Here is a 19,432-nt window from a genome sequence, read left to right on the forward strand (position 1 = left end):
AGGGCATTTAAATGGATTGACCGGTTAACGCCGTAGAACATCCGCCGATAGCAGATGCACGCGACCTGCGTAAGACATCGTCCTCTCGAAACAGCCCGTGGATTGTTATCGGCAATGACCAGATCACTGAAATTCAGCCACAAAATTCTTCTCGCGGCCTCGCTTGTTGTCATTGCGGCATTTTCGTTGTTCACGTTGTACAACGACTTCCTGCAACGCAATGCCATCCGCAACCAACTCAAACTAAGCCTGAGCGCAACCGGAGACAGCACGGCAGGTAACATCCAAAGCTGGCTTTCAGGCCGGATATTGCTGGTGGAGAGCCTGGCCGAAAGTCTGGCCACGGCTCCTGGCGCCGACGGTCAAACCGTTGCGCTCAAGCAGCAGACCCTCATGTCCACATTCATGAGCGTCTACCTGGGTCAGGGCGACGGCGCTTTCACCCTGCAGCCCCCTGATGAAATGCCGGCCGGTTACGATCCGCGCACTCGTCCCTGGTACAAGGACGCGGTGAGCGCCGGTAAGACAACCCTGACCGAACCGTACATCGATGCGGTGACCAAAGGGCTGATCATCACCATCGCAACGCCGGTCAAAACCTCTGCTGGCCTGCCTGGCGTCGTGGGCGGCGATTTGAGTCTCGACACCCTGGTAAAAATGATCAGCGCATTGCGGCTGCAAGGCGAAGGCTATGCGTTTCTGGTGGATGCCAGCGGTCGTATCCTGGTTCATCCCGACACCTCGATGGTGATGAAAACCCTGAGCGATGTTTACCCCACCGATACGCCCAAACTGTCCCAGGACATCAGTGAAAGCACGCTTGATGGCAACACCCAAATCCTGACTTTCGCCCACGTGAATGGCTTGCCTTCGGTGAACTGGTATGTGGGTGTAGCGGTAGACAAAGCTCATGCCTACGGGATGCTCAGCGAGTTCAGAAACTCTGCCGTGGTGGCGACGGTTATCGCTGTGGTGCTGATCATTTTGCTGCTCGGTATGCTGCTTAGCGTGCTTATGCGGCCGTTGAACGTGATGGGTCGGGCCATGCACGACATCGCTGCCGGAGAAGGCGACCTGACCAAAAGACTGGAGATCCAGAGCCAGGACGAGTTCGGCTATCTGGGCAAGGGCTTCAACCTGTTCGTGGAGCGGATTCACGAATCGATGCGCGAAGTGGCATCGTCCACGGTCCAGCTTAACGAGGTCGCGCTGAGAGTCGTGGGGGCGTCCAACGCCTCGATGCTCAATTCCGATCAGCAAGCCAACCGCACCAACAGCGTGGCGGCAGCGATTAACGAATTGGGCGCCGCTGCCCACGAGATCGCGCAAAACGCTGCGCGGGCTTCCGGTCATTCCAGTGATGCGCGCGGGTTGGCGTCGGAAGGTCAGGAGGTGGTCGGGCAGAACATTCTGGCGATGAATCGCCTGTCCACACGAATCAGTGGCGCCAGCGGGCAAATCGAGCTGCTGGCCACTAAAACCACCAACATTGGGCAGATTCTTGAGGTCATCACTGGCATCTCGCAACAGACCAATTTGCTGGCGCTCAACGCCGCCATTGAGGCAGCGCGAGCCGGTGAGGCAGGTCGAGGGTTTGCGGTGGTCGCTGATGAAGTGCGCAGCCTGGCACACCGGACGCAGGAATCGGCCAGCCAGGTGCAGCGCATGATCGAGGAGTTGCAATCCGGTGCCCGTGAAGCGGTGTCGATCATGAACGAGAGTCAGCGCGAGAGCGACGAAAGCGTGAGCATCGCCAACCGGGCTGGCGCCAGCCTTGAAAGCGTCACTGCGCGCATCGGCGAAATCGACGGCATGAATCAGTCGGTGGCTACCGCGACCGAGGAACAGACGGCGGTGGTGGAGTCGATCAACGTCGACATCACCCAGATCAACACGCTCAATCAGGAAGGCGTGGACAACCTCCAGGCCACCCTGCGCGCCTGCCACGACCTGGAGCAGCAATCGACACGATTGAAGCAATTGGTGGGCAGCTTCCGGATCTGATTGAACATCCCGCGCCTGATCACCGGGCGCGGCCTCTCCAACAAGATCAACGTTTGTGGCGCGACAGCGCGGCGTCTGGACGACGGGATATCTCCAACGGGCTTACGCCGTTTCAAACAACGTCTCACGCTGCTCATCGAGCGGCGAAATCAACGACAAATCATCGCGGATGCAGGCCGTGCCGTGCCCCGGTGAAACCATGCGCAGCGGCGGCCGTTCCTGACTGCAGGCCGGCAACACATAGGGGCAACGCGTGCGAAACGCACAGCCCGATGGCGGCGAAATCGGGCTGGGAATATCGCCCTGCAAGACGATTCGCTGGCGCCGCTGACCGGGGTCCGGCATGGGGATCGCCGACATCAGCGCTTCGGTGTAAGGGTGGCGCGGGTTGCTGAACAGCTCGCGCGTCGGCGCCACTTCAACGATGCGCCCCAGATACATCACCGCCACGCGATCGGCGATGTGCCCGACCACCGCCAGATCATGGGTGACGAACAGCATCGTCAGGTTCATCTGCTGGCGAATGCGCGAGAACAGATTAAGCACTTGAGCCTGTACCGACACGTCCAGCGCCGACACCGGCTCATCGGCCATGATGAATTCGGGCTCAAGAGTCAACGCGCGGGCGATGCCGATACGCTGACGCTGGCCGCCGGAAAACTCATGGGGATAACGATCCAGGTATTGCGCTGGCAAGCCCACTGTTTCCAGGGCCTGTTCGGCTTTTTCCCGACGGCCTTGGGCGTCCAGTTCTTTGGCGTGAAAGCGCAGCGGCATGCCGAGAATCTCAGCGACGGTCATGCGCGGGTTCAGTGAGCCATAGGGGTCCTGAAATACCATCTGCATCCGCTTGCGATAGGGCTTGAGCAGACGGTCGTTGAAAGGCGTGATTTCGGTGTTATCGAACACCACATGCCCGTCGGTGGGCGGGTCGAGCATCATCAGGCTGCGGCCCAAGGTACTTTTCCCGGAGCCGCTTTCCCCCACCAGCCCAAGCACTTCGCCACGGGCAATGGACAGGTCCACGCCATCCACTGCGCGCACCAGATTGTCATCCCGACCCCGGCTGCTGACGAACAGCTTCTTGCGCACCGGAAAATACTTTTTCAGGCCAATGGCCTCGATCAAGGGTGGTTGCTTTTTCATCACGCACCTCCTTGAGCAAAATCAGGCCTGGCAGGCAATTCCTGCCAGCGCACGCAACGCAATTGATGCCCTGCTTCGACCTCTTCGAGCGCCGGGGGCTGGCTGTCGCAGCGTCCGGCGATGCTAAAGGCGCAACGCGGATGAAACGCACAACCGCTTGGCGGCGCCGACGGGTCGGGGACAAACCCCGGAATCGTCCCCAGATCCCCCTGCCCCAGCCCGGCGTGTTCGAAACGCGGCACCGCAGCGAGCAAACCTTTGGTGTACGGCATGCGCGGCGACGACAGCACCTGCGCCACGCTGCCCTGCTCCACGATGCGACCGGCGTACATCACCATCACCCGATCGGCGATTTCGGCCACGACGCCGAAGTTGTGGGTGATGAACAGAATCGCCATGCCGTTCTTCTTTTGCAGAGTGCGCAGCAGATCAAGGATTTGCGCCTGCACCGTGACATCCAGCGCAGTGGTCGGCTCATCGGCGATCAGTACGTCTGGCTCCATGGCCAGGGCAATGGCAATCATCACCCGCTGGCGCATGCCGCCGGACAGTTCGTGGGGAAAGCTCTCCATGCGCTGGGCAGGCTCCGGAATGCCGACCTGCTCCAGCAATGCCAGGGCTTTGGCGCGAGCCTGGGATTTGCTCAGGTGCTCGTGAAACCGAATGGCCTCGGCAATCTGATCACCCACCCGATGCACCGGATTCAGCGAGGTCAGCGGCTCCTGGAAAATCATTGCCACCCGATTGCCGCGCACGTGGCGCATCTGCTGTTCGCTCATCGCCACCAGATCGATGGCGTTGCCGCTGCTGTCAGCCACCACGGCGCTGCCTTCGATCCTGGTCTTCGGCGCTTCGGCCAGCAGTTTCATCATCGCAAGGCTGGTCACGCTTTTGCCTGAACCGCTTTCGCCCACCAGCGCCAGGGTTTCCCCAGCGCGAATGGTGAAATTGATGTCGTGCACCACCGGCACGTAGCCGCTGCCCCGGCGAAAGGCGACGCTGAGATGGGCCACGCTGATCTTTTCGTCTGCGTTCATTTCAGGTCACTCCTGCCGTCCAGTGCGTCGCGCAGACCGTCACCGATGAAGTTGAAACTGGTCACCGCCAGCGTGATCGCCAGGCCCGGAATGATCGCCAGCCACGGCGCTTTGCCCAGATATTGCTGAGCGGCGTTGAGCATGTTCCCCCAGCTGGGCAGCGGTGGCTGAATGCCGTAACCGAGGAAGCTGATATAAGCCTCCAGCAGGATCGCGTTGGCGATGGTCAGGGTCGCGGCGACGATGATCGGGCCGATGGCATTGGGTACCAGCTCGCGAAACATGATCCAGCGATTACTCGCGCCGACCATGCGCGCTGCCAGAGTGAAGTCACGCTCGCGCAGGGAGCGAATTTCGGCCTCGACGATGCGCGAGATCTCCATCCAGCTGGTCACGGCGATGATAAGGGTGATCATGATCGGGCTGGGCTTGATGAACGCCGCCAGCACCAGTACCAGAAACACGCTAGGGAACGACAGAAAGGCATCGACGAAGCGCATCAGCGTCGCGCCGATCCAGCCCCGATAATAGCCGGCGACCACACCGATCAGCGTGCCGATCACGGTGCTGATGAGCATGGCAAAAAAGCCCACCGTCAGCGAAATGCGCCCGGCGTTGAGCAGCCGCGCGGTGGTGTCGCGGCCCAGAGCGTCGGTGCCCAGATAGTGGTTGCCGGTCAGCGGTGGCGAGAATCGGTTGCGGATGTCGATGGTCAGGTCGTTGTAGTGCAGCAGGTAAGGCCCGAACACGCACGCCAGTACCAGCAGCGTGATCATCACCACGCCGAGCACCGCCAGTTTGTGGCGCATGAAGCGCCTGAGGGTCGGATTGCTCAACCAGGCCAGACGGCTGGAAGACGGCAGATAAGTTGCGGCGGTTGTCATGTGCAGTGCTCCTTTAACCGAGTCGGACGCGCGGGTCCGCGACGCCCACCAGCAAGTCCGCCAGCAGATTGCCGAGCAGCACCAGCACTGCCGAGAACATCAGAATGCCCATGATCACCGGGTAATCGCTATAGCCCAGGCTGTCGAGAAACAGCCGGCCCATGCCCGGCCAGGTGAACACCGTTTCGGTCACCAGCGCGCCGCCAAGGATGGTCGGGATTTGCAGGCCAGCAAGAGTGATCATCGGCAGCAGCGCGTTACGAATGACGTGGTGGGTCAGCACCCGCCGATAAGGCAAGCCTTTGGCGCGGGCGGTGCGTACGAAGTCCTGATCGATGACGTCCAGCGTGGCCGAGCGCATGTAGCGGCTCCAGATCGCCACGTTAACCAGCGCCAGCACCGCCACCGGCAGGATCAAGTGAATGGCGTAATCGCCCAGGGACTGATCGCCGATGGTGTACATGTTGCCCGCTGGCAGCCAGCCAAGGTGCAGTGAGAAAAAGAAGATCGCCACCAGCCCGAACCAGAAGGTGGGGATCGACAACGCCACCATCGCCCCCACCGTGGCCAGGGTGTCGAACACCGAATAACGCCGCACGGCGCCCAGCACGCCGACCCAGGTGCCGACGATCACCGACAACACCGTGGCGGTGCCCATCAGCAGCAGCGTGGCCGGCAAGTGCCCGGCGATGACGCTGAGCACTGGCCGACCGTCACGAAACGAATGGCCCCAGTCACCCACGAACAAGCGCGTGAACCATTCGAAATACTGCACCATCAACGGACGATTCAAACCCAGTTGTTCGGCGATCCGGTCAAGCTCGGCCTGACTCATCCCGGGGTTCATGGAAAATTGCGACATCGGCCCACCAGGTGCGAGATTGAGCACGATGAAGCCGATCAGTGACACCAGCACCAAAACGATTGCGCTCTGGCCCAGGCGGTTGAGGATGTATTGGGGCATGGGGTATTTCCTTCTGACAGCTGAGCTACGCCCGGCGAATGTGCCGGGCGCTGACGGGCGATCAGGTCCAGGACCAGGTGTTCACGTTCCACGGCTCTATGCGCAAGTTGATGTTGCCGGCAAAGCCGTTGAGCCTGGATTTGTAGCCGCGCACGTAGGTGTACTGAAACAGCGGCAGGATCGGCAGGTCGTTGCGGATCATTTCCTGCACTTTCACGTACACCGCCTTGCGCTGGGCGATGTCTTGCAGCGATGCGCCCTGGGCAAGCAGCCCGTCAACCTCGCTGTTCTTGTATTGCGTGCTGTTCTGCCCGGCACCGCCTTGAGCATTTATGGAGGTCGAGCCGAAGTAGTCGCGCACGTCCGGGTCGGCACCGGTCAGGAAATTGTTCCCCACTACCACCGAATCGAATTTGGACTGCGTCCAGTAATCGCCCCACATGACCGCAGGCGGCAGATTGGAGATTTTCATCTCGACACCGATGGCCTGCCAGGTTTGCTGAATGAACTGCTGGGCCTGCTCGCGAATCTGGTTGCCAGCAGTCGTGGAGTTGGTGAACGACAACCGCACCCCACCCTTTTCCCTGATCCCGCCAGCGCCTGGCTTCCAGCCCGCTTCGTCGAGAATCTTGTTGGCTTCGTCGATATTGAAGCTCTGCTTAGGCAGGTTCGGATTGAAGTACGCCGACTGCTGCGGCATGAAGGTTTCAGTGGGCAGCACCAGGCCGTAGTACAGCTCGTCGATGATGGTTTTCTTGTCGATGGCCATGTACAGCGCCTTGCGCACCGCCGGGTCCTTGAACTGCGGGCGCTCCATGTTCAGCGACACCGACTCCACCGTCGCCACTGGCAGAATCACCACCTTGCGGTCGGCCAGGCCCTTGGCTTCTTCGTAGTGGTCGGGGGTGATGCCCTGCATGGCGGTAACGTCGATGTCGCCGGTTTTGAATTGGGTGTAAAGCACAGTCAGGTCGGGAATGTACTTGAAGATAACGCTGTCGATCTGAGCTTTCGTGCCGTAGTAATCCGGGTTGGCCTTGAGCTGGATATGGTCCCCCGCTACGCGGCTGGCCCACTTGAACGGCCCGGTGCCAATGGGTGCGTTGTTGAACGGCGCGGAGTTGACGTCCGCAGCGGTAGACAGCACATGCTTGGGCACCATGAAGGTCCACGACAGGATCGAGGCGTAAGGCGCGTAGGACTTTTCCATGCGCCAGTGAATTTCAGTTGGCGAGACGACGGTGATGTCGCGTACCAGATCATGACCGGCACGTCGACCGCTGCGGAATTTTGGGTCTACGATCAGCTCAAGGGTGTATTTCACGTCCTCGGCGGTGAAGGGTTTGCCGTCGTGCCATTTGACGTCATCGCGCAGCTTGATTTTCCACTGCAACCCATCGGCCGAAATGCCGCCGTTGGCGACCGTCGGCACTTCCACCGCCAGCGCCGGGACGAACTCACCACTGGGGGAAATCCCGAACAGCGGATCGAAGACATTCCAATGAATACCGTCGTCCACCTCGATGTGCGGCATGTGCGGGTTGAAGACGGTGGGTTCCTGGGACAAGCCGATAATCACCTGACCGCTTGGCGTGGCTTTCATCGCCGCGAACGACTGACTTGCGCGCCCCAACGGCAGCATTACACCGGCCGCGCCGATGATTGCCATCGCCAGCGCCTGACGCCGGGTGGGATTGAGCAAGCTGTTACCTTTTTCCGAATCATCGCGTTGCGACATGCTGAGCTCCTGTAACAGATAAAGGCAGGTGGCTTGCGCCTGAAGTCGTCGTAAGCGATGAAACCTGGCTCGTTCTGGCGAGCTTCTAGGCTGCTGCGTGCGGTCGCGTCCTCTCAGAATCCGGAAATGGGCTTGGGTGTCGAGCCGTCGCTGAAGCGCGACAGGCTGAACGCCTTGATGTCGACGATGGGTGTTTCGCCGGCGACCAGATTGGCCATCAATCTTCCTGCTGCAGGTCCGATGCCAAAGCCGTGGCCCGAGAAGCCCGTGGCGATGAAAAACCCTGGTATGGCTTCCACGGAAGAGATCACCGGCACCGCATCGGGCGTAACGTCGATCATCCCGCCCCAACGCTGGGCAATGCGCACGTTGCTGAACACCGGAAACGCCTTGGTCAGATTCTCCAGCGCCCGATTGGATTGGCGGATCGAAGGCACCGGATCGAGCACGCGGCGGTATTCGAACGGACTGGCTTCATCCAGCGCCCAGCGTCGCGGCAGCACCGCTTCCTGAAAAAAACGCTGCCCCAAACGCAGGGACAACGAAGCACGCTCTTGCTTGAACGCGGGCATGAACTGCCGGGCGTGGCGGAACGAATCGGGCACGATGTCGGCGATGTTTTCGTGGCCCGAGGCGACGGTGTAACCGCCATCCTGGCGTTTGCGCACGGCAAAATCGGTGGTCCAGATGGCGGACTCAGGGCCGCCTGACATGGGCGTGGTGCGGATCACCGAGTTGAGCACTTTGAGTTGCGGCAGATGCACGCTCAGGGGCGAGCAGAACAGGCTTGACCACGCGCCGCCCGCCAATACCACTGACGAACAGGCGATGGCGCCGCGCTCGGTGATGACGCCGCTGACCCGCCCCGCCGATTGCTCGATCCCTCGGACGGCGCACTCGGTCAGGATGTACGCGCCTTTGGCCCGCGCGGCTTCGGCAATCGCCGGTGCCGCCTGCTGTGGCTCGGCGCGTCCGTCATCCGGTGTGTAAAGCGCGCCCTTGACCCGCAGCCGATTGACCTCGGGCAACAGGCTGCCCAGCTCGGCACCGGAGACCATCCTTGCGTTGACCGGGTACTCCTCCAGATTGCGCTTCCAGCGTTCGTGCTCTTCGTAGCTTTTTTCATCGGCGCAGGTAAACAGAATCCCTGAGCGGGTGTAGCCGACATCCTTGCCGATGCGCGCGGCCAGGCCATCCCACAAAGTCAGGGCGTGGGCCATCAACAGCAGTTCGCGTGGGTCGCGCCGGGAAATACGCACCCAGCCCCAGTTACGACTGGATTGTTCGTGACCGATGCCGCCTTTTTCACACAGCGCCACTTTCAGGCCGCGCTCGGCCAGTTCCAGCGCGGTAGACGCGCCAATAATGCCGCCGCCAATGACGACCACATCAACGCGGTCAGGCAGTTGTTCGTCACCCTGTACGGGTACTACGCGAGGTCCGGGCATCAGTAGCTGTCATCCAGTTGGCAATTGATATTCAACTCCGCGACGCTCGCTTCGTTGGGCAGGTCCAGCAAGGTGTTGATCAGCGCGGCCAGATCGGCCGGCGCGGTCATCTGCGAATCTTCGCGGGTGCTCAGGCTGCGGGCCATGTCGGTGGCGACGAAGCCGGGGCAGATGGCCGTCGCGCGAATCCCGAGATCCCAACCGCTGTGGCGCAACCCATGAGCCAGGCCCAGGGCGGCAAATTTGCTGACCGAGTACAAACTCGATGCGGCTGACTTGACGCGTTTGCCGGACAGCGAAGCCATGATGATCACCCGCCCTCTGCCGCTGGCACTCAAAGCCTGCCACGCGGCGGCAGCCAGTCGACGCGGCGCCTTAACGTTGACGTCCAGCAGCGCGTCCATGTCGGCCTCGTCGGCTTCGACTACCGTTTTACGGATCATCAGGCCCGCGTTGGCGATGACGGCATCGATGCGCCCGAAACGCTCCAGTGCGGTAGCGACCCAGCGCGCCTCGGCCGCCAGATCCGTGGCGTCGTAGGCCACGACCTGTACCGAATCGACGTCATGCCAGGCCGCCGCCGCTGGCGTGCGCATAGCTAATGACACGCACCAGCCATTGCCAACCAGTTGCCTGGCGATGGCTTCTCCAATGCCACGATTGGCACCGGAAATCAGCGCGACTCGTTGTTGCTGCATGGCGGTACTCCTTCAAATCAGTCGTTGGGGCATAGGCGTGTTGCACGACACACGCTCAAGGCCTGGATATTGCAACGCACCTTGCGAACAGTTATCGACCAGAGCCCGGCGACCATCGCTTTGTGCATTGACCCTCAGCCCTGGCTGATCATGGGCCAGTAATCGCCAGTTTCCAGGGAGACGAAAACGTGACCCAAACCGAATCATTGCCAATGCGTGCGCCTCGTTGCAGTACCCAAGGCACGCAAATGCTGGACCGTTCGTTTGAAATTCTGCAGGCCATTGCAGCGCGGGGTGAGTCGGGCGCAAGCATCGAAACCCTGAGTGCCGAGACTCAATTGAGCCGCGCCACGTTGTACCGTCTGCTCAAGGCCATGAAGTCCTATGGGTTCGTGCGTTTGCCACGGGTGCGCGGCCATTATTTTCTGGGCTACGAACTGCTGACTCTGGGTGCGCAGGCAGGCAATACCGGCGGCCTGCGAGAGCTGGCGCGGCCCGCCTTGATGCGTCTGTCGGAGACGTTTCAGGACAGTTTTTTTCTGTTCGTGCAGGATGGCTATTACGCGCTGTGTCTGGAAATTCAGGAAGGCGCAAACCCCACCAAAAGTTTCGCTCACTGCGTGGGTTCGCGGGTCTTGAGTGGCGTCGGCCAGGGTTCGCTGGCCCTGCTGAGCCACATGCCTACCGCCAAGCGCAACGAAATAATCAGCCACAACGCGCCGCGACTGCAGCGTGAATATGGCATCGCAGCCATGCACGTGCGCGACGCCATAGCGCAGGTTCGTCGTCAGGGTTTCACCTGCGGTCTGAGCGACAAGATTCTTCCGCTTTACACCGGCGTTGCCGTTACGATTTGCGATAACGAGGGCGCACCGCTGGGGGCTTTGAGCAGCGCCCTGTTGACCTCGCGCCTCACCGAGCCCTATCAGCAGCGTCTGGTCGAAGCCATGCAGCGCGAAGCCCACTCCATTGCCGAGCGTTTGAGCCCGCCGTTCGAGCGCGCCTGATTCGCCCATCATCGGGCAAATCTCGCGAAACGAAACGGCGTGGGGTCCACCAGCGGTGGGTGGCCGGTGATCAGGTCGGCCATCAAGTGCCCGGCGCCGGGGCCGACACCAAAGCCATGCCCGGAAAATCCGGTGGCGAGATAAAAGCCGGGAAGCGTATCTACCTGATCCATCACCGGGATGATGTCGGGCGTCACGTCGATCAAACCGGCCCAACGTTGCTCGATTTTCGCCCCGGCAAATATTGGAAACTGCTTGGCCAACATCACCAACGCCTGGTCCAGAAAGGCATCGACGGGTTTGGGATCGTAGATGCGCTGGGTCTCGAACGGCGTTGGCTGATCGTTCGCCCAGTGGCCTGGAGTGTTCATTTCCTGCCAGCTCTGGCCGGTGACCCGCAGCCGATATTCCCGATGGTGGGCTTTGACCATCGGCAGAAAGTCCGGCAGGTAGCGAAAACTGTCGGGCACCAGCGGCGCGATGTTGGCGTTGCGCATGGCGAGGGTGTACCCACCGTCGGCACGTTTTCTGAATGACACGGTATCGGTGGCCACCGCGCACTCAGGCCCGCCCGGCAGCGGCGCGGTGCGCATGACTGAACCCAGGACCCGCAACTGCGGCAAGCGAATATCCAGATTGCGACAAAACAGGCTGGACCATGCGCCGGCTGCCAGTACCACGGTCTTGCATTTGATTTCGCCCAGTTCCGTGATCACTGAACTGACCCGGCCCGCTTCGGTTTCCAGGCCACGGGCGGCGCAGCGGGTGAAGAATTTTGCGCCCAGTGCCCGGGCGCCTTCGGCAATGGCCGCAGTGGCGATATCGGGTTCGGCGCGCCCGTCAGTGGCGGTGTACAACGCGCCGGTCCAGGAAGTTGGCGCTTTGGTGCCCAGTCGGGCATCGATCTGCGCAGGGTCCAGCCACTTGGCCTGAATGCCCAAGGGTTCGGCCTGCTCCAGCCACGCGGTGTGGGTGGCGATGTCCTGCTCGGATTCGCAGGCGTAGAGGATGCCAGCGCGTGTAAAGCCGGTGTCGCGCTTGAGCCGGGCTGACCAGCTGTCCCACAGTTTCAGACTGGCGATCGCTAACGGAATCTCGGCGATATCGCGGCCCATGGTGCGCACCCAGCCCCAATTGCGCGAGGACTGTTCGTGGGCGATGCCGCTCTTCTCCACCAGCACCACCGAGATCCCGCGCTCCGCCAGAAAGTAGGCCGTACACACCCCGACAATACCGCCGCCGATGATCACGACGTCGGCGCTTTTGGGCAGTGAAAGATCGCTGTAAACATGCAAGATGTGCGGGTACATGGGCGTTCCTGCGTCGTTCGATACCCAAGGTTTACCCCGCGGGCAAAACAGCGGCAAGCCTTGGCACCATGAACGGCGCCATGCTCTCACATGGTGAGATACAGCCCGCGATGAGGGCCGCATCGGTCGGGCACGGGCTTGAGGATTTGCGGTTTATGTAGGAGCCAACTGGTTAGCGAGGCGGTTTGTCAACGGCGTTGCCTCGCGAACACGGTCGCTCTGATCAAACATCAGATCCTGCAGCCCCCTGAATTGACCGGATCGTCCGCTGTTTCCGGCTTGAATTGAATTCGGCACGCCAAGTGCAGGTCATAGGTAGACGGCGTGCTTGAACGACGCCTATAAAGCGTCACCGCAGCCAATCGCCGATAGCGAATCAATAAGGAAACGCCTGATGACCGGGATACAAGTCACGATCGAAGACTGGGATGGCGACGGCGCCATCAGAATTCCAGATGCCGTGCTTCAGGAATTGGGCGTCGATGTGGGTTCGGCGCTGTTCTTCGTCGATATCGACGTCGAGAAACACACAGTCACTCTGTCCACTACCCCGAAAGTCAGGGATCGAGTAGATGAGCTGGCCGACCGCCTTGAAGACATGAACCAAAAGTCCTCACTTCAATACCGCACCTGATCCCGACGAAGACCTGCGGATCAACACGTCCGCATCAATCAAAGCAAAACGCTCACGGCCCCAATAGAGGGCCGTGAGCGTTTTGCGTTTCGGCTAAAAACGTTGTGCGACACCACCGGCCTCATCCGCAGGCTTCTCCCCGGGAATGGCGGACAACGGCTCGATCTTGCCGACGATGAACAGGTAACTGAAGGCCCCCAACAGCGCAAACGCACCGGCCGTCAGCAGCGGCGCGGTAAACGATCCATTGCCGATCACCAGCATGAAGCCGGTAAACGTGGTGATGAAGATCCCGGCCGTGTTCGACGCGAAGTTCTGGATGCCGCCAATCGATGCCACGTGGGACGGTGTTGGCGCAACATCCGCTGGCAAGCACCAGATGCTGGCACCGGCAAATGCCAGGCTGGCGTAGGCCAAACTGAAAAAGCCGAGCATTGCGTAGGTGCTTTCGGTGAATACCGACAGCGAAATACTCGACGACATCAGCATGCCGCCAACGATGCAGGTTTTGCGTGCTGCGGTCAGACTCCAGCCACGACGGTACAGGGCGTCAGACGTCAGCCCGCCAATCCAGCCGCCCACGATGGAGGCCACCGCCGGAATCGTCCCCAATGTGCCGAGTGACTTAAGGGAAAAGCCGCGCTCCTGCACCAGATAGGTAGGAAACCAAGTGATGAAGAAGTAAATCACGAAGTTCAGGCAGAAGAAGCCGAGCATCATTCCCCACAGTGTGCGATGGCGGAACAGCGAGGCCCACTTCACTTTGGGTTGCGCCGCCAGGGTTGCAGCCTTGTTGGCGTCGTTCTGCTCGATAGCCGCGACCGCGCTTGGTTCCTTGTAGATCAGGAACCAGCCCACCACCCAGATGATGCCCACCGCCCCTGTGATGATGAACGAGGCGCGCCATCCCCAGAGCTCAATGATCAGAGCGACCACGGGAATCGACAACGCTGAGCCGACCCGCGAGCCACTGTCGAAAATGCTGGTCGCGAAGCCGCGTTCTTTGACATCGAACCATTGGCTGACGATTTTGGCGCAGGAAGGATAAGCACCCGCCTCGCCGACGCCGAGCATCAGCCGGCAACCGAACATCGAAGCCAGGCTGTTGGCTCCAGCAGTTGCGGCGGTGAACAGCGACCACCAGGCCACCGCCAGTGGCAGCGCAATCTTGGCGCCCACTTTGTCGACGAACCAGCCGAAGGGCATTTGCATCAGTGCGTAGGTCCAGAAGAATCCGCTGAGCAGCAGGCCCATTTGTCCGGGGCCAAGGCCAAGTTCTTTCTGGATATAGGGGGCGGCCACCGCGAGGTTGGCCCTGTCTATGTAGTTGATTGCGACCGCGAGGAAGCACAGAAATATTACCAACCAGCGCCCTTTCTGCATGGCGAGTCCTCCGTAATTATTTTTATGAGTAAGACTGCTTTTGGAGCTTCAGCGCGCGAGGAAGGCTATCGAAAAAAACCTCAATTGGCCTGACCAAATCGCTGATACCGGCCGATACTAGACCGCAAAACCGTTACTTGGAAAGCCTGAAAGCGATTTTATCCGCGCTTTTTTCTCCGCCGGTCGTGACTTTCCAATTTTGGCCTGACCAATCTATACTCGTTTTCGCCGCCTTCCACCGAGCCGTTTGCAGCGACGAAATATCGTCCGGCTCGCCCGGCTTGCGCAGCACTGGCTATCAGAACAATAAGGAATTGCCCATGAAGATGACGTTCCGCTGGTATGGCGACAGCGACCCGGTAACCCTGCAATACATTCGGCAGATCCCTGGCATGACCGGTGTGGTGTCGGCCATTTACGACGTGCCGGTGGGTGAAGTCTGGCCTGTGGAGCGCATCGCCGCGCTCAAAGCCAACGTCAACGCCCATGGCCTGGAGCTGGACGTGATCGAAAGTGTCCCGGTCCACGAAGACATCAAGCGCGGCCTGCCCAATCGCGACCAGCTGATCGAAAACTACTGCCAGACCCTGCGCAATCTCGCCGCATGCGGCATCAAAGTGGTCTGCTATAACTTCATGCCGGTGTTCGACTGGACCCGTTCCACGCTGGAAAAACTGCTGCCGGACGGCTCCACCACACTCGCGTTCGACGTGTCGGTGATCGACCAGATCAATCTGGATAACGGCCTGACCCTGCCCGGCTGGGACGTCAGTTATGAACCCGCTGCGCTCAAGGCGTTGCTCGCTGAATACGCTGAAGTGGACGAAGACACTCTGCGCCAACGGTTAGGGTATTTCCTTGAGCGGGTGATCCCGGTGGCCAGTGAAGTCGGCATCAAAATGGCCCTGCATCCGGACGATCCGCCGCGTCCGATTTTCGGTTTACCTCGGGTGGTCAAGAATCGCGAGGATCTCGCCCTAGTGATGGCGATGGTCGACGATCCGGCCAATGGCCTGACGCTGTGCTCGGGTTCGCTGGGCGCTGATCTGGGCAATGACATCCCTTCACTGGTGCGCGAATTTGGTGGTCAAGGGCGCATTCATTTTGCTCATCTGCGCAATGTCAAAGTTACTGAGGCGGGGGATTTCTACGAAACCGCGCACCGCTCCGAAGATGGCTCGCTGGACATGGCCGAGATCGTCAAGGCCTACGTCGAGACGGGCTTCGAAGGCTACTACCGCCCCGACCACGGCCGCATGATCTGGGGCGAAACCGGCAAACCCGGCTACGGCCTGTACGACCGCGCGCTGGGGGCGGTTTACCTGAATGGATTATGGGAAGGGATCAGGAAGGCAATGCCTGTGTGACGAGGTGATACTACTGTGGGAGGGAGCTTGCTCGCGAGACGATTTGCCTGACCCAACGCCTCGCGAACAAGTTCGCTCCTACAGCGATTGCGTTGATCGTTCACATCGCGCGGGAACGATCAAACCACGGGATAGAAAAACGCGTGGGAGCGGACCTGTCCGCGAATAGGCCGGTACATCCAGTCCATCTGTAGCGCCTGACACATTGCCTTCGCGGACAGGTCCGCTCCCACGGATTTGTGCATGGTCTCAGGACGATCGACACGGCCTGCGGCCAGAATCAAACGCTTTGCCGAGGTGTCAATCCCCCGCCGAGTTGACTTCGGCGTCCATCCCTTCGAGCCAGCGCTCTTCGGATTTCCGCAGATGCTGGCGCATGGCGGTCTGGGCGCCAATCAGGTCGCGGGCCTGGACTGCGCGTAGAATGGCTTCGTGCTCGGTGACGGCAGTGGCCCAGGTCTGGCGGTTTTCCGAATGTTCGCTGATGTGGGCCGACAACGGGCTGTAGCGCTCTTCGAACAGCGAGGTAATGATGCGCACCAGCGTCGAATTACCGCTCATCTTCGCCAGGCGCTGGTGGAATTTGCGGTCGTCCTCCAGCGCCGGGACGCCCTTCTCCACGCCTTCGCGCATCTTGTCGATGCACGCCTGCAAATAACGGTAATCGGCCTTGCTGCCGTGCAGACAGGCCAGCATCACGCATTCACCCTCGATCAGCGCCCGGGCCTGCATCAGCTCAGACGGGCTTTCGCCCAGGGTAAGGGTTTTGCCTTTGACGCCCAGCAAATGCTCGCACACGTAAATGCCCGAGCCCATGCGGATCTCGACACTGCCTTCGATCTCCAGAGCAATCAGCGCTTCACGGAGCGATGGCCGAGACACGCCCAGCAATTGCGCTAGATCGCGCTCAGGCGCCAGGCGCGAACCGGGTTTGATGTCGTGCTTGCGGATGTGCTCGCGCAAACGGTCGGCGGTGATCTGGTAAAGGCGGCGTTCGGTGGGGAGGCTTGGCGCGGTCATGAATCGGGTTCCGAGGGTCTGCGCCGGAGCATATCACAGCTCCCCGCAGGCGCTGCGAGGAGCTATTGCCGACGATTCCCCCTCCACAATCCCACGCCAAATCGATACAGCGGACTACATCACCGCGCCCAGTTGCCAAGGCACGAATTCGTTGTCACCCAGGCCGTTTTCCTCGCTGCAACTCTGCCTGCCCGAGGCAGTTTCAATCATCAACCGGAACAGTCGCTCCCCGGCCGCCGCCACCGATTCGGAACCATCCACCACCGTGCCCGCATTGAAATCCATGTCCAGGGTCATGTGCTCGAACAGTTTGGTGTTGGTGGCAAGCTTCAACGACGGCACCGGTTTGCAGCCATAGGTCGAGCCACGGCCGGTGGTGAAACAGATCAGATTGGCGCCGCCTGCGACCTGACCGGTTGCCGACACCGGGTCATAACCGGGCGTGTCCATGAACACCAAGCCAGTGGCGTCGACAGGCTCCGCGTACAAATACACGCCCATCAGCCCGGTCGAACCGGCTTTGGCCACCGCCCCGAGGGACTTTTCGAGAATCGTCGTGATGCCACCCACTTTGTTCCCCGGCGAGGGATTGTTGTTCATGTCGCCGTCGTGCTGACGCACGTAATCCTCCCACCAGTGAATGCGCGACATCAGTCGATCCGCGATCTGCGCCGACGCAGCGCGAGCGGTAAGCAGGTGTTCTGCACCATAGATTTCCGGGGTTTCCGACAGAATTGCCGTACCGCCATGACGCACCACCTGATCCACCGCTGCGCCCAATACCGGATTGGCGCTGATCCCGGAATAGCCGTCCGAGCCACCACATTGCAAACCGACCGTGAGATGGCTCAACGGGGCAGGCCTGCGTTGCGCGTCGTTGACGATGGGCAGCATGCGCTCAATCAGAGCAATACCGTCGCGCACGGTTTCCCGGGTGCCTCCGGATTCCTGAATGATCAGGCTGGCGAGCAACTGCGGCGCGCGCGGGCTTAGCTCTTCCATCAACGGCGTGATCTGGTTGACCTCACAGCCCAGACCGATCATCAGCACACCGGCGAAATTGGGATGATTGGCGTACCCGCGCAAGGTGCGTTTGAGAATGTCGAAGCCCTCGCCTTTGGCCCCCATGCCGCAACCGCTGCCGTGGGTGATCGCCACCACGCCGTCTACGTTGGGCCAGTCCGCCAGCGCTTTGCCCTTGTAGGCCTCGGCGATGGCTTTGCACACCGTGGCCGAGCAGTTAACGCTGGCGATCACGCCGATGAAATTGCGCGTGCCCACTCGACCGTCATCGCGCCAATATCCGTCGAAGGTCAGCGCATCGGCGGCGGGTGAGGTCGGCGCATACAGGGTGCCGGACTCATGGTCAGACGCACCGCTGGACATCTCCAGGTTGTGCACATGTACGTGATCACCGGGAGTGATGGCGAGGCTGGCGACACCGATAACTTGAGCGTACTTGCGCACGACGTCGCCCGCCGCCACGACGCGCAGAGCGATTTTGTGCCCGGACGGAATGTCGGCCTGGGCGATGACCGTCACCCTGTCCGCGCTGACGGTTTGCCCTGCTGCAATGTCCTGCCGCGCGACCGCTACATCGTCGCCCGCCGACAGCACGATTAAAGACGCCGTTTGTTCAGTCATGTGCGTTCCCCATTTCAGCCAGCGCGGCCTTGAGTCGAGGTTGCGCCAGATCAGGTATCAGCCTGCCTGCCAGTTCCACAACCGGGAGAAAGCGGCGGCGTTTTTTTTCTTCGTGGTTTTGCGCGATATCGGCGATCCGATGCTGCAAGAACGGATTGAGGAAACGGTCGCGCACCGAGGCCAGGTAATCCCGCGCCTGCGCCTGATGACCTTGCGCGGTGAACACCGGCATTACTTCCTGCTCCCAGAGACTTTCCAGATCTTCGCGCAGCGTCGGATCGTTCATCGCCTGATGCACCGTTTCGTCCGCTGGGCGCGCATCTTCGCGCCAACGCTCGGCCAGCCAGGTATGTCCCAGGTTGAGCATGAACAGCTTGAAGTGCTCGTAATGATCCAGTTGATCGGTCACGACGATTGCCGGGTGGGTGCAGGGCAAAACCAGACCTGCCTGCTCCTCGATAGCCCACAACGCGTAGGGCTCGGCAATAGCGCCGACCGGCTCGATGGGTTGCGAGACGATGCGGTCCACCAGCGAATTGGCCCAGTGGCAGGTGTCATGCAGGTACGTGATAAAGGAAGCATCGAGGTCCCACTGCCGAGCGATGCTGATGATCAGGTCACGCAGCACGTCGCCATTGCGCGATACCAATTCACACGGAAATAACGACAGCGGCGCATCAGGATTGGCTTGCCAGCGACCGTGCAGCAACACCAGCAATTTGACTGGAAAACTGACCGGCGCCGCTGCGTCATTCGCGAGAAGCGCAGGCGCGTCGGCGTCACTCAATACGTAGCCGCGATCCCCGGTGTTGGAGATCACTACCTGCACATTGCGCAGCATGGCCTGCCGGATCAGCGGCCAGTCCTGACTCGCGTTCAGCGCTCCACTGATCGATGAAGACCAGCGCTGTTCATCGATTACCTGGCCGTTGTCCATGCCTTGAATCCGCACCGGGTAGCCCGCGCCGGATGCCAGCGCCTTGGTGCGCTCGGTGCTGGCCGGGTTGTCGGTGGTCTGCACCACGGTAATTCGGCCAATAGCCTCTTCCCGCGCCAGCGCTTCTGAAATGAACAGGTCGGCATGGGCCTGTAAAAAGCGGCTGGTGCCGAACTGCAGGATCGGCGCAATACTTGAATCGCTCATCGCC

At 60.7% G+C, this 19,432-nt stretch carries 16 protein-coding genes; 4 read left to right on the forward strand and 12 right to left on the reverse strand.

The window, feature by feature from the left end; all coding sequences use genetic code 11:
- The first annotated feature begins 114 nt into the window (after positions 1-114).
- Positions 115-2,004, forward strand: coding sequence for a methyl-accepting chemotaxis protein (locus ACWKV9_RS08885; protein WP_483835736.1), 1,890 nt, complete (start codon positions 115-117; stop codon positions 2,002-2,004).
- A 102-nt stretch (positions 2,005-2,106) separates the two neighbouring features.
- Here ACWKV9_RS08885 and ACWKV9_RS08890 read toward each other — a convergent pair whose 3' ends face one another.
- The 7 genes from ACWKV9_RS08890 to ACWKV9_RS08920 all read right to left on the reverse strand — a co-directional run bounded on the left by ACWKV9_RS08890 (position 2,107) and on the right by ACWKV9_RS08920 (position 9,919).
- Positions 2,107-3,150, reverse strand: coding sequence for an ABC transporter ATP-binding protein (locus tag ACWKV9_RS08890; RefSeq protein WP_483835737.1), 1,044 nt, complete (start codon positions 3,148-3,150; stop codon positions 2,107-2,109).
- Positions 3,150-4,187, reverse strand: coding sequence for an ABC transporter ATP-binding protein (locus tag ACWKV9_RS08895; RefSeq protein ID WP_483835738.1), 1,038 nt, complete (start codon positions 4,185-4,187; stop codon positions 3,150-3,152). The genes ACWKV9_RS08890 and ACWKV9_RS08895 overlap by 1 nt, the downstream gene beginning before the upstream one ends.
- Positions 4,184-5,071 carry an ABC transporter permease gene (locus ACWKV9_RS08900; RefSeq protein ID WP_483835739.1) on the reverse strand — a complete coding sequence of 296 codons (888 nt, stop codon included), beginning with the start codon at positions 5,069-5,071 and terminating at the stop codon, positions 4,184-4,186. Before ACWKV9_RS08900 ends, ACWKV9_RS08895 begins: the two co-directional genes overlap by 4 nt.
- A gap of 13 nt (positions 5,072-5,084) precedes the next feature.
- Positions 5,085-6,035: an ABC transporter permease gene (locus ACWKV9_RS08905; protein ID WP_483835740.1), complete on the reverse strand. Its 951-nt coding sequence runs from the start codon at positions 6,033-6,035 to the stop codon at positions 5,085-5,087.
- Between the two features lie 61 nt (positions 6,036-6,096).
- Entirely contained in the window at positions 6,097-7,773 is a 1,677-nt protein-coding gene (locus tag ACWKV9_RS08910; protein WP_483835741.1) for a peptide ABC transporter substrate-binding protein, read from the reverse strand.
- Positions 7,774-7,886: 113 nt separating this feature from the next.
- A complete protein-coding gene (locus ACWKV9_RS08915) occupies positions 7,887-9,221 on the reverse strand; it encodes an NAD(P)/FAD-dependent oxidoreductase (protein ID WP_483835742.1) in 1,335 nt (444 codons plus the stop codon).
- Complete coding sequence (locus ACWKV9_RS08920; RefSeq protein WP_483835743.1) at positions 9,221-9,919, reverse strand: SDR family NAD(P)-dependent oxidoreductase; 699 nt, start codon at positions 9,917-9,919, stop codon at positions 9,221-9,223. The genes ACWKV9_RS08915 and ACWKV9_RS08920 overlap by 1 nt, the downstream gene beginning before the upstream one ends.
- Positions 9,920-10,107: 188 nt before the next feature.
- Between ACWKV9_RS08920 and ACWKV9_RS08925 the strand changes: the two genes are divergently transcribed.
- Positions 10,108-10,926, forward strand: coding sequence for an IclR family transcriptional regulator (locus tag ACWKV9_RS08925; RefSeq protein ID WP_483835744.1), 819 nt, complete (start codon positions 10,108-10,110; stop codon positions 10,924-10,926).
- 8 nt (positions 10,927-10,934) lie between these two features.
- On the opposite strand, the gene ACWKV9_RS08930 is transcribed toward ACWKV9_RS08925, so the two are convergent.
- Positions 10,935-12,236: an NAD(P)/FAD-dependent oxidoreductase gene (locus tag ACWKV9_RS08930; protein ID WP_483835745.1), complete on the reverse strand. Its 1,302-nt coding sequence runs from the start codon at positions 12,234-12,236 to the stop codon at positions 10,935-10,937.
- Positions 12,237-12,630: 394 nt separating this feature from the next.
- On the opposite strand from ACWKV9_RS08930, the gene ACWKV9_RS08935 reads away from it, so the two are divergent.
- A complete protein-coding gene (locus ACWKV9_RS08935; RefSeq protein WP_483835746.1) occupies positions 12,631-12,870 on the forward strand; it encodes an AbrB/MazE/SpoVT family DNA-binding domain-containing protein in 240 nt (79 codons plus the stop codon).
- Between the two features lie 93 nt (positions 12,871-12,963).
- On the opposite strand, the gene ACWKV9_RS08940 is transcribed toward ACWKV9_RS08935, so the two are convergent.
- The gene (locus tag ACWKV9_RS08940; RefSeq protein ID WP_483835747.1) at positions 12,964-14,253 is read right to left on the reverse strand and encodes an MFS transporter; all 1,290 of its coding nucleotides are present in this window, start codon (positions 14,251-14,253) and stop codon (positions 12,964-12,966) included.
- Between the two features lie 320 nt (positions 14,254-14,573).
- On the opposite strand from ACWKV9_RS08940, the gene uxuA reads away from it, so the two are divergent.
- Positions 14,574-15,620, forward strand: a complete 1,047-nt coding sequence (gene uxuA, locus ACWKV9_RS08945) for a mannonate dehydratase (RefSeq protein ID WP_483835748.1) — start codon at positions 14,574-14,576, stop codon at positions 15,618-15,620.
- Positions 15,621-15,920: 300 nt separating this feature from the next.
- Here the strand turns inward: uxuA and ACWKV9_RS08950 are convergent, their stop codons facing one another.
- The 3 genes from ACWKV9_RS08950 to ACWKV9_RS08960 form a co-directional block, all read right to left on the reverse strand.
- Positions 15,921-16,640 carry a FadR/GntR family transcriptional regulator gene (locus ACWKV9_RS08950; RefSeq protein WP_483835749.1) on the reverse strand — a complete coding sequence of 240 codons (720 nt, stop codon included), beginning with the start codon at positions 16,638-16,640 and terminating at the stop codon, positions 15,921-15,923.
- A 114-nt stretch (positions 16,641-16,754) separates the two neighbouring features.
- Positions 16,755-18,284, reverse strand: a complete 1,530-nt coding sequence (locus ACWKV9_RS08955) for a UxaA family hydrolase (RefSeq protein WP_483835750.1) — start codon at positions 18,282-18,284, stop codon at positions 16,755-16,757.
- A complete protein-coding gene (locus ACWKV9_RS08960; protein WP_483835751.1) occupies positions 18,277-19,428 on the reverse strand; it encodes a mannitol dehydrogenase family protein in 1,152 nt (383 codons plus the stop codon). Before ACWKV9_RS08960 ends, ACWKV9_RS08955 begins: the two co-directional genes overlap by 8 nt.
- Positions 19,429-19,432 lie beyond the last annotated feature (4 nt).

Source organism: Pseudomonas corni, from assembly GCF_057128765.1.

Coding starts and splice junctions, on each gene's coding strand:
- ACWKV9_RS08935 (WP_483835746.1), top strand. CDS start 12,631: ATGACCGGGATACAAGTCACGATCGAAGACTGGGATGGCGACGGCGCC.
- ACWKV9_RS08895 (WP_483835738.1), bottom strand. CDS start 4,187: ATGAACGCAGACGAAAAGATCAGCGTGGCCCATCTCAGCGTCGCCTTT.
- ACWKV9_RS08930 (WP_483835745.1), bottom strand. CDS start 12,236: ATGTACCCGCACATCTTGCATGTTTACAGCGATCTTTCACTGCCCAAA.
- ACWKV9_RS08885 (WP_483835736.1), top strand. CDS start 115: ATGACCAGATCACTGAAATTCAGCCACAAAATTCTTCTCGCGGCCTCG.
- uxuA (WP_483835748.1), top strand. CDS start 14,574: ATGAAGATGACGTTCCGCTGGTATGGCGACAGCGACCCGGTAACCCTG.
- ACWKV9_RS08940 (WP_483835747.1), bottom strand. CDS start 14,253: ATGCAGAAAGGGCGCTGGTTGGTAATATTTCTGTGCTTCCTCGCGGTC.
- ACWKV9_RS08900 (WP_483835739.1), bottom strand. CDS start 5,071: ATGACAACCGCCGCAACTTATCTGCCGTCTTCCAGCCGTCTGGCCTGG.
- ACWKV9_RS08960 (WP_483835751.1), bottom strand. CDS start 19,428: ATGAGCGATTCAAGTATTGCGCCGATCCTGCAGTTCGGCACCAGCCGC.
- ACWKV9_RS08910 (WP_483835741.1), bottom strand. CDS start 7,773: ATGTCGCAACGCGATGATTCGGAAAAAGGTAACAGCTTGCTCAATCCC.
- ACWKV9_RS08955 (WP_483835750.1), bottom strand. CDS start 18,284: ATGACTGAACAAACGGCGTCTTTAATCGTGCTGTCGGCGGGCGACGAT.
- ACWKV9_RS08915 (WP_483835742.1), bottom strand. CDS start 9,221: ATGCCCGGACCTCGCGTAGTACCCGTACAGGGTGACGAACAACTGCCT.
- ACWKV9_RS08950 (WP_483835749.1), bottom strand. CDS start 16,640: ATGACCGCGCCAAGCCTCCCCACCGAACGCCGCCTTTACCAGATCACC.
- ACWKV9_RS08920 (WP_483835743.1), bottom strand. CDS start 9,919: ATGCAGCAACAACGAGTCGCGCTGATTTCCGGTGCCAATCGTGGCATT.
- ACWKV9_RS08890 (WP_483835737.1), bottom strand. CDS start 3,150: ATGAAAAAGCAACCACCCTTGATCGAGGCCATTGGCCTGAAAAAGTAT.
- ACWKV9_RS08905 (WP_483835740.1), bottom strand. CDS start 6,035: ATGCCCCAATACATCCTCAACCGCCTGGGCCAGAGCGCAATCGTTTTG.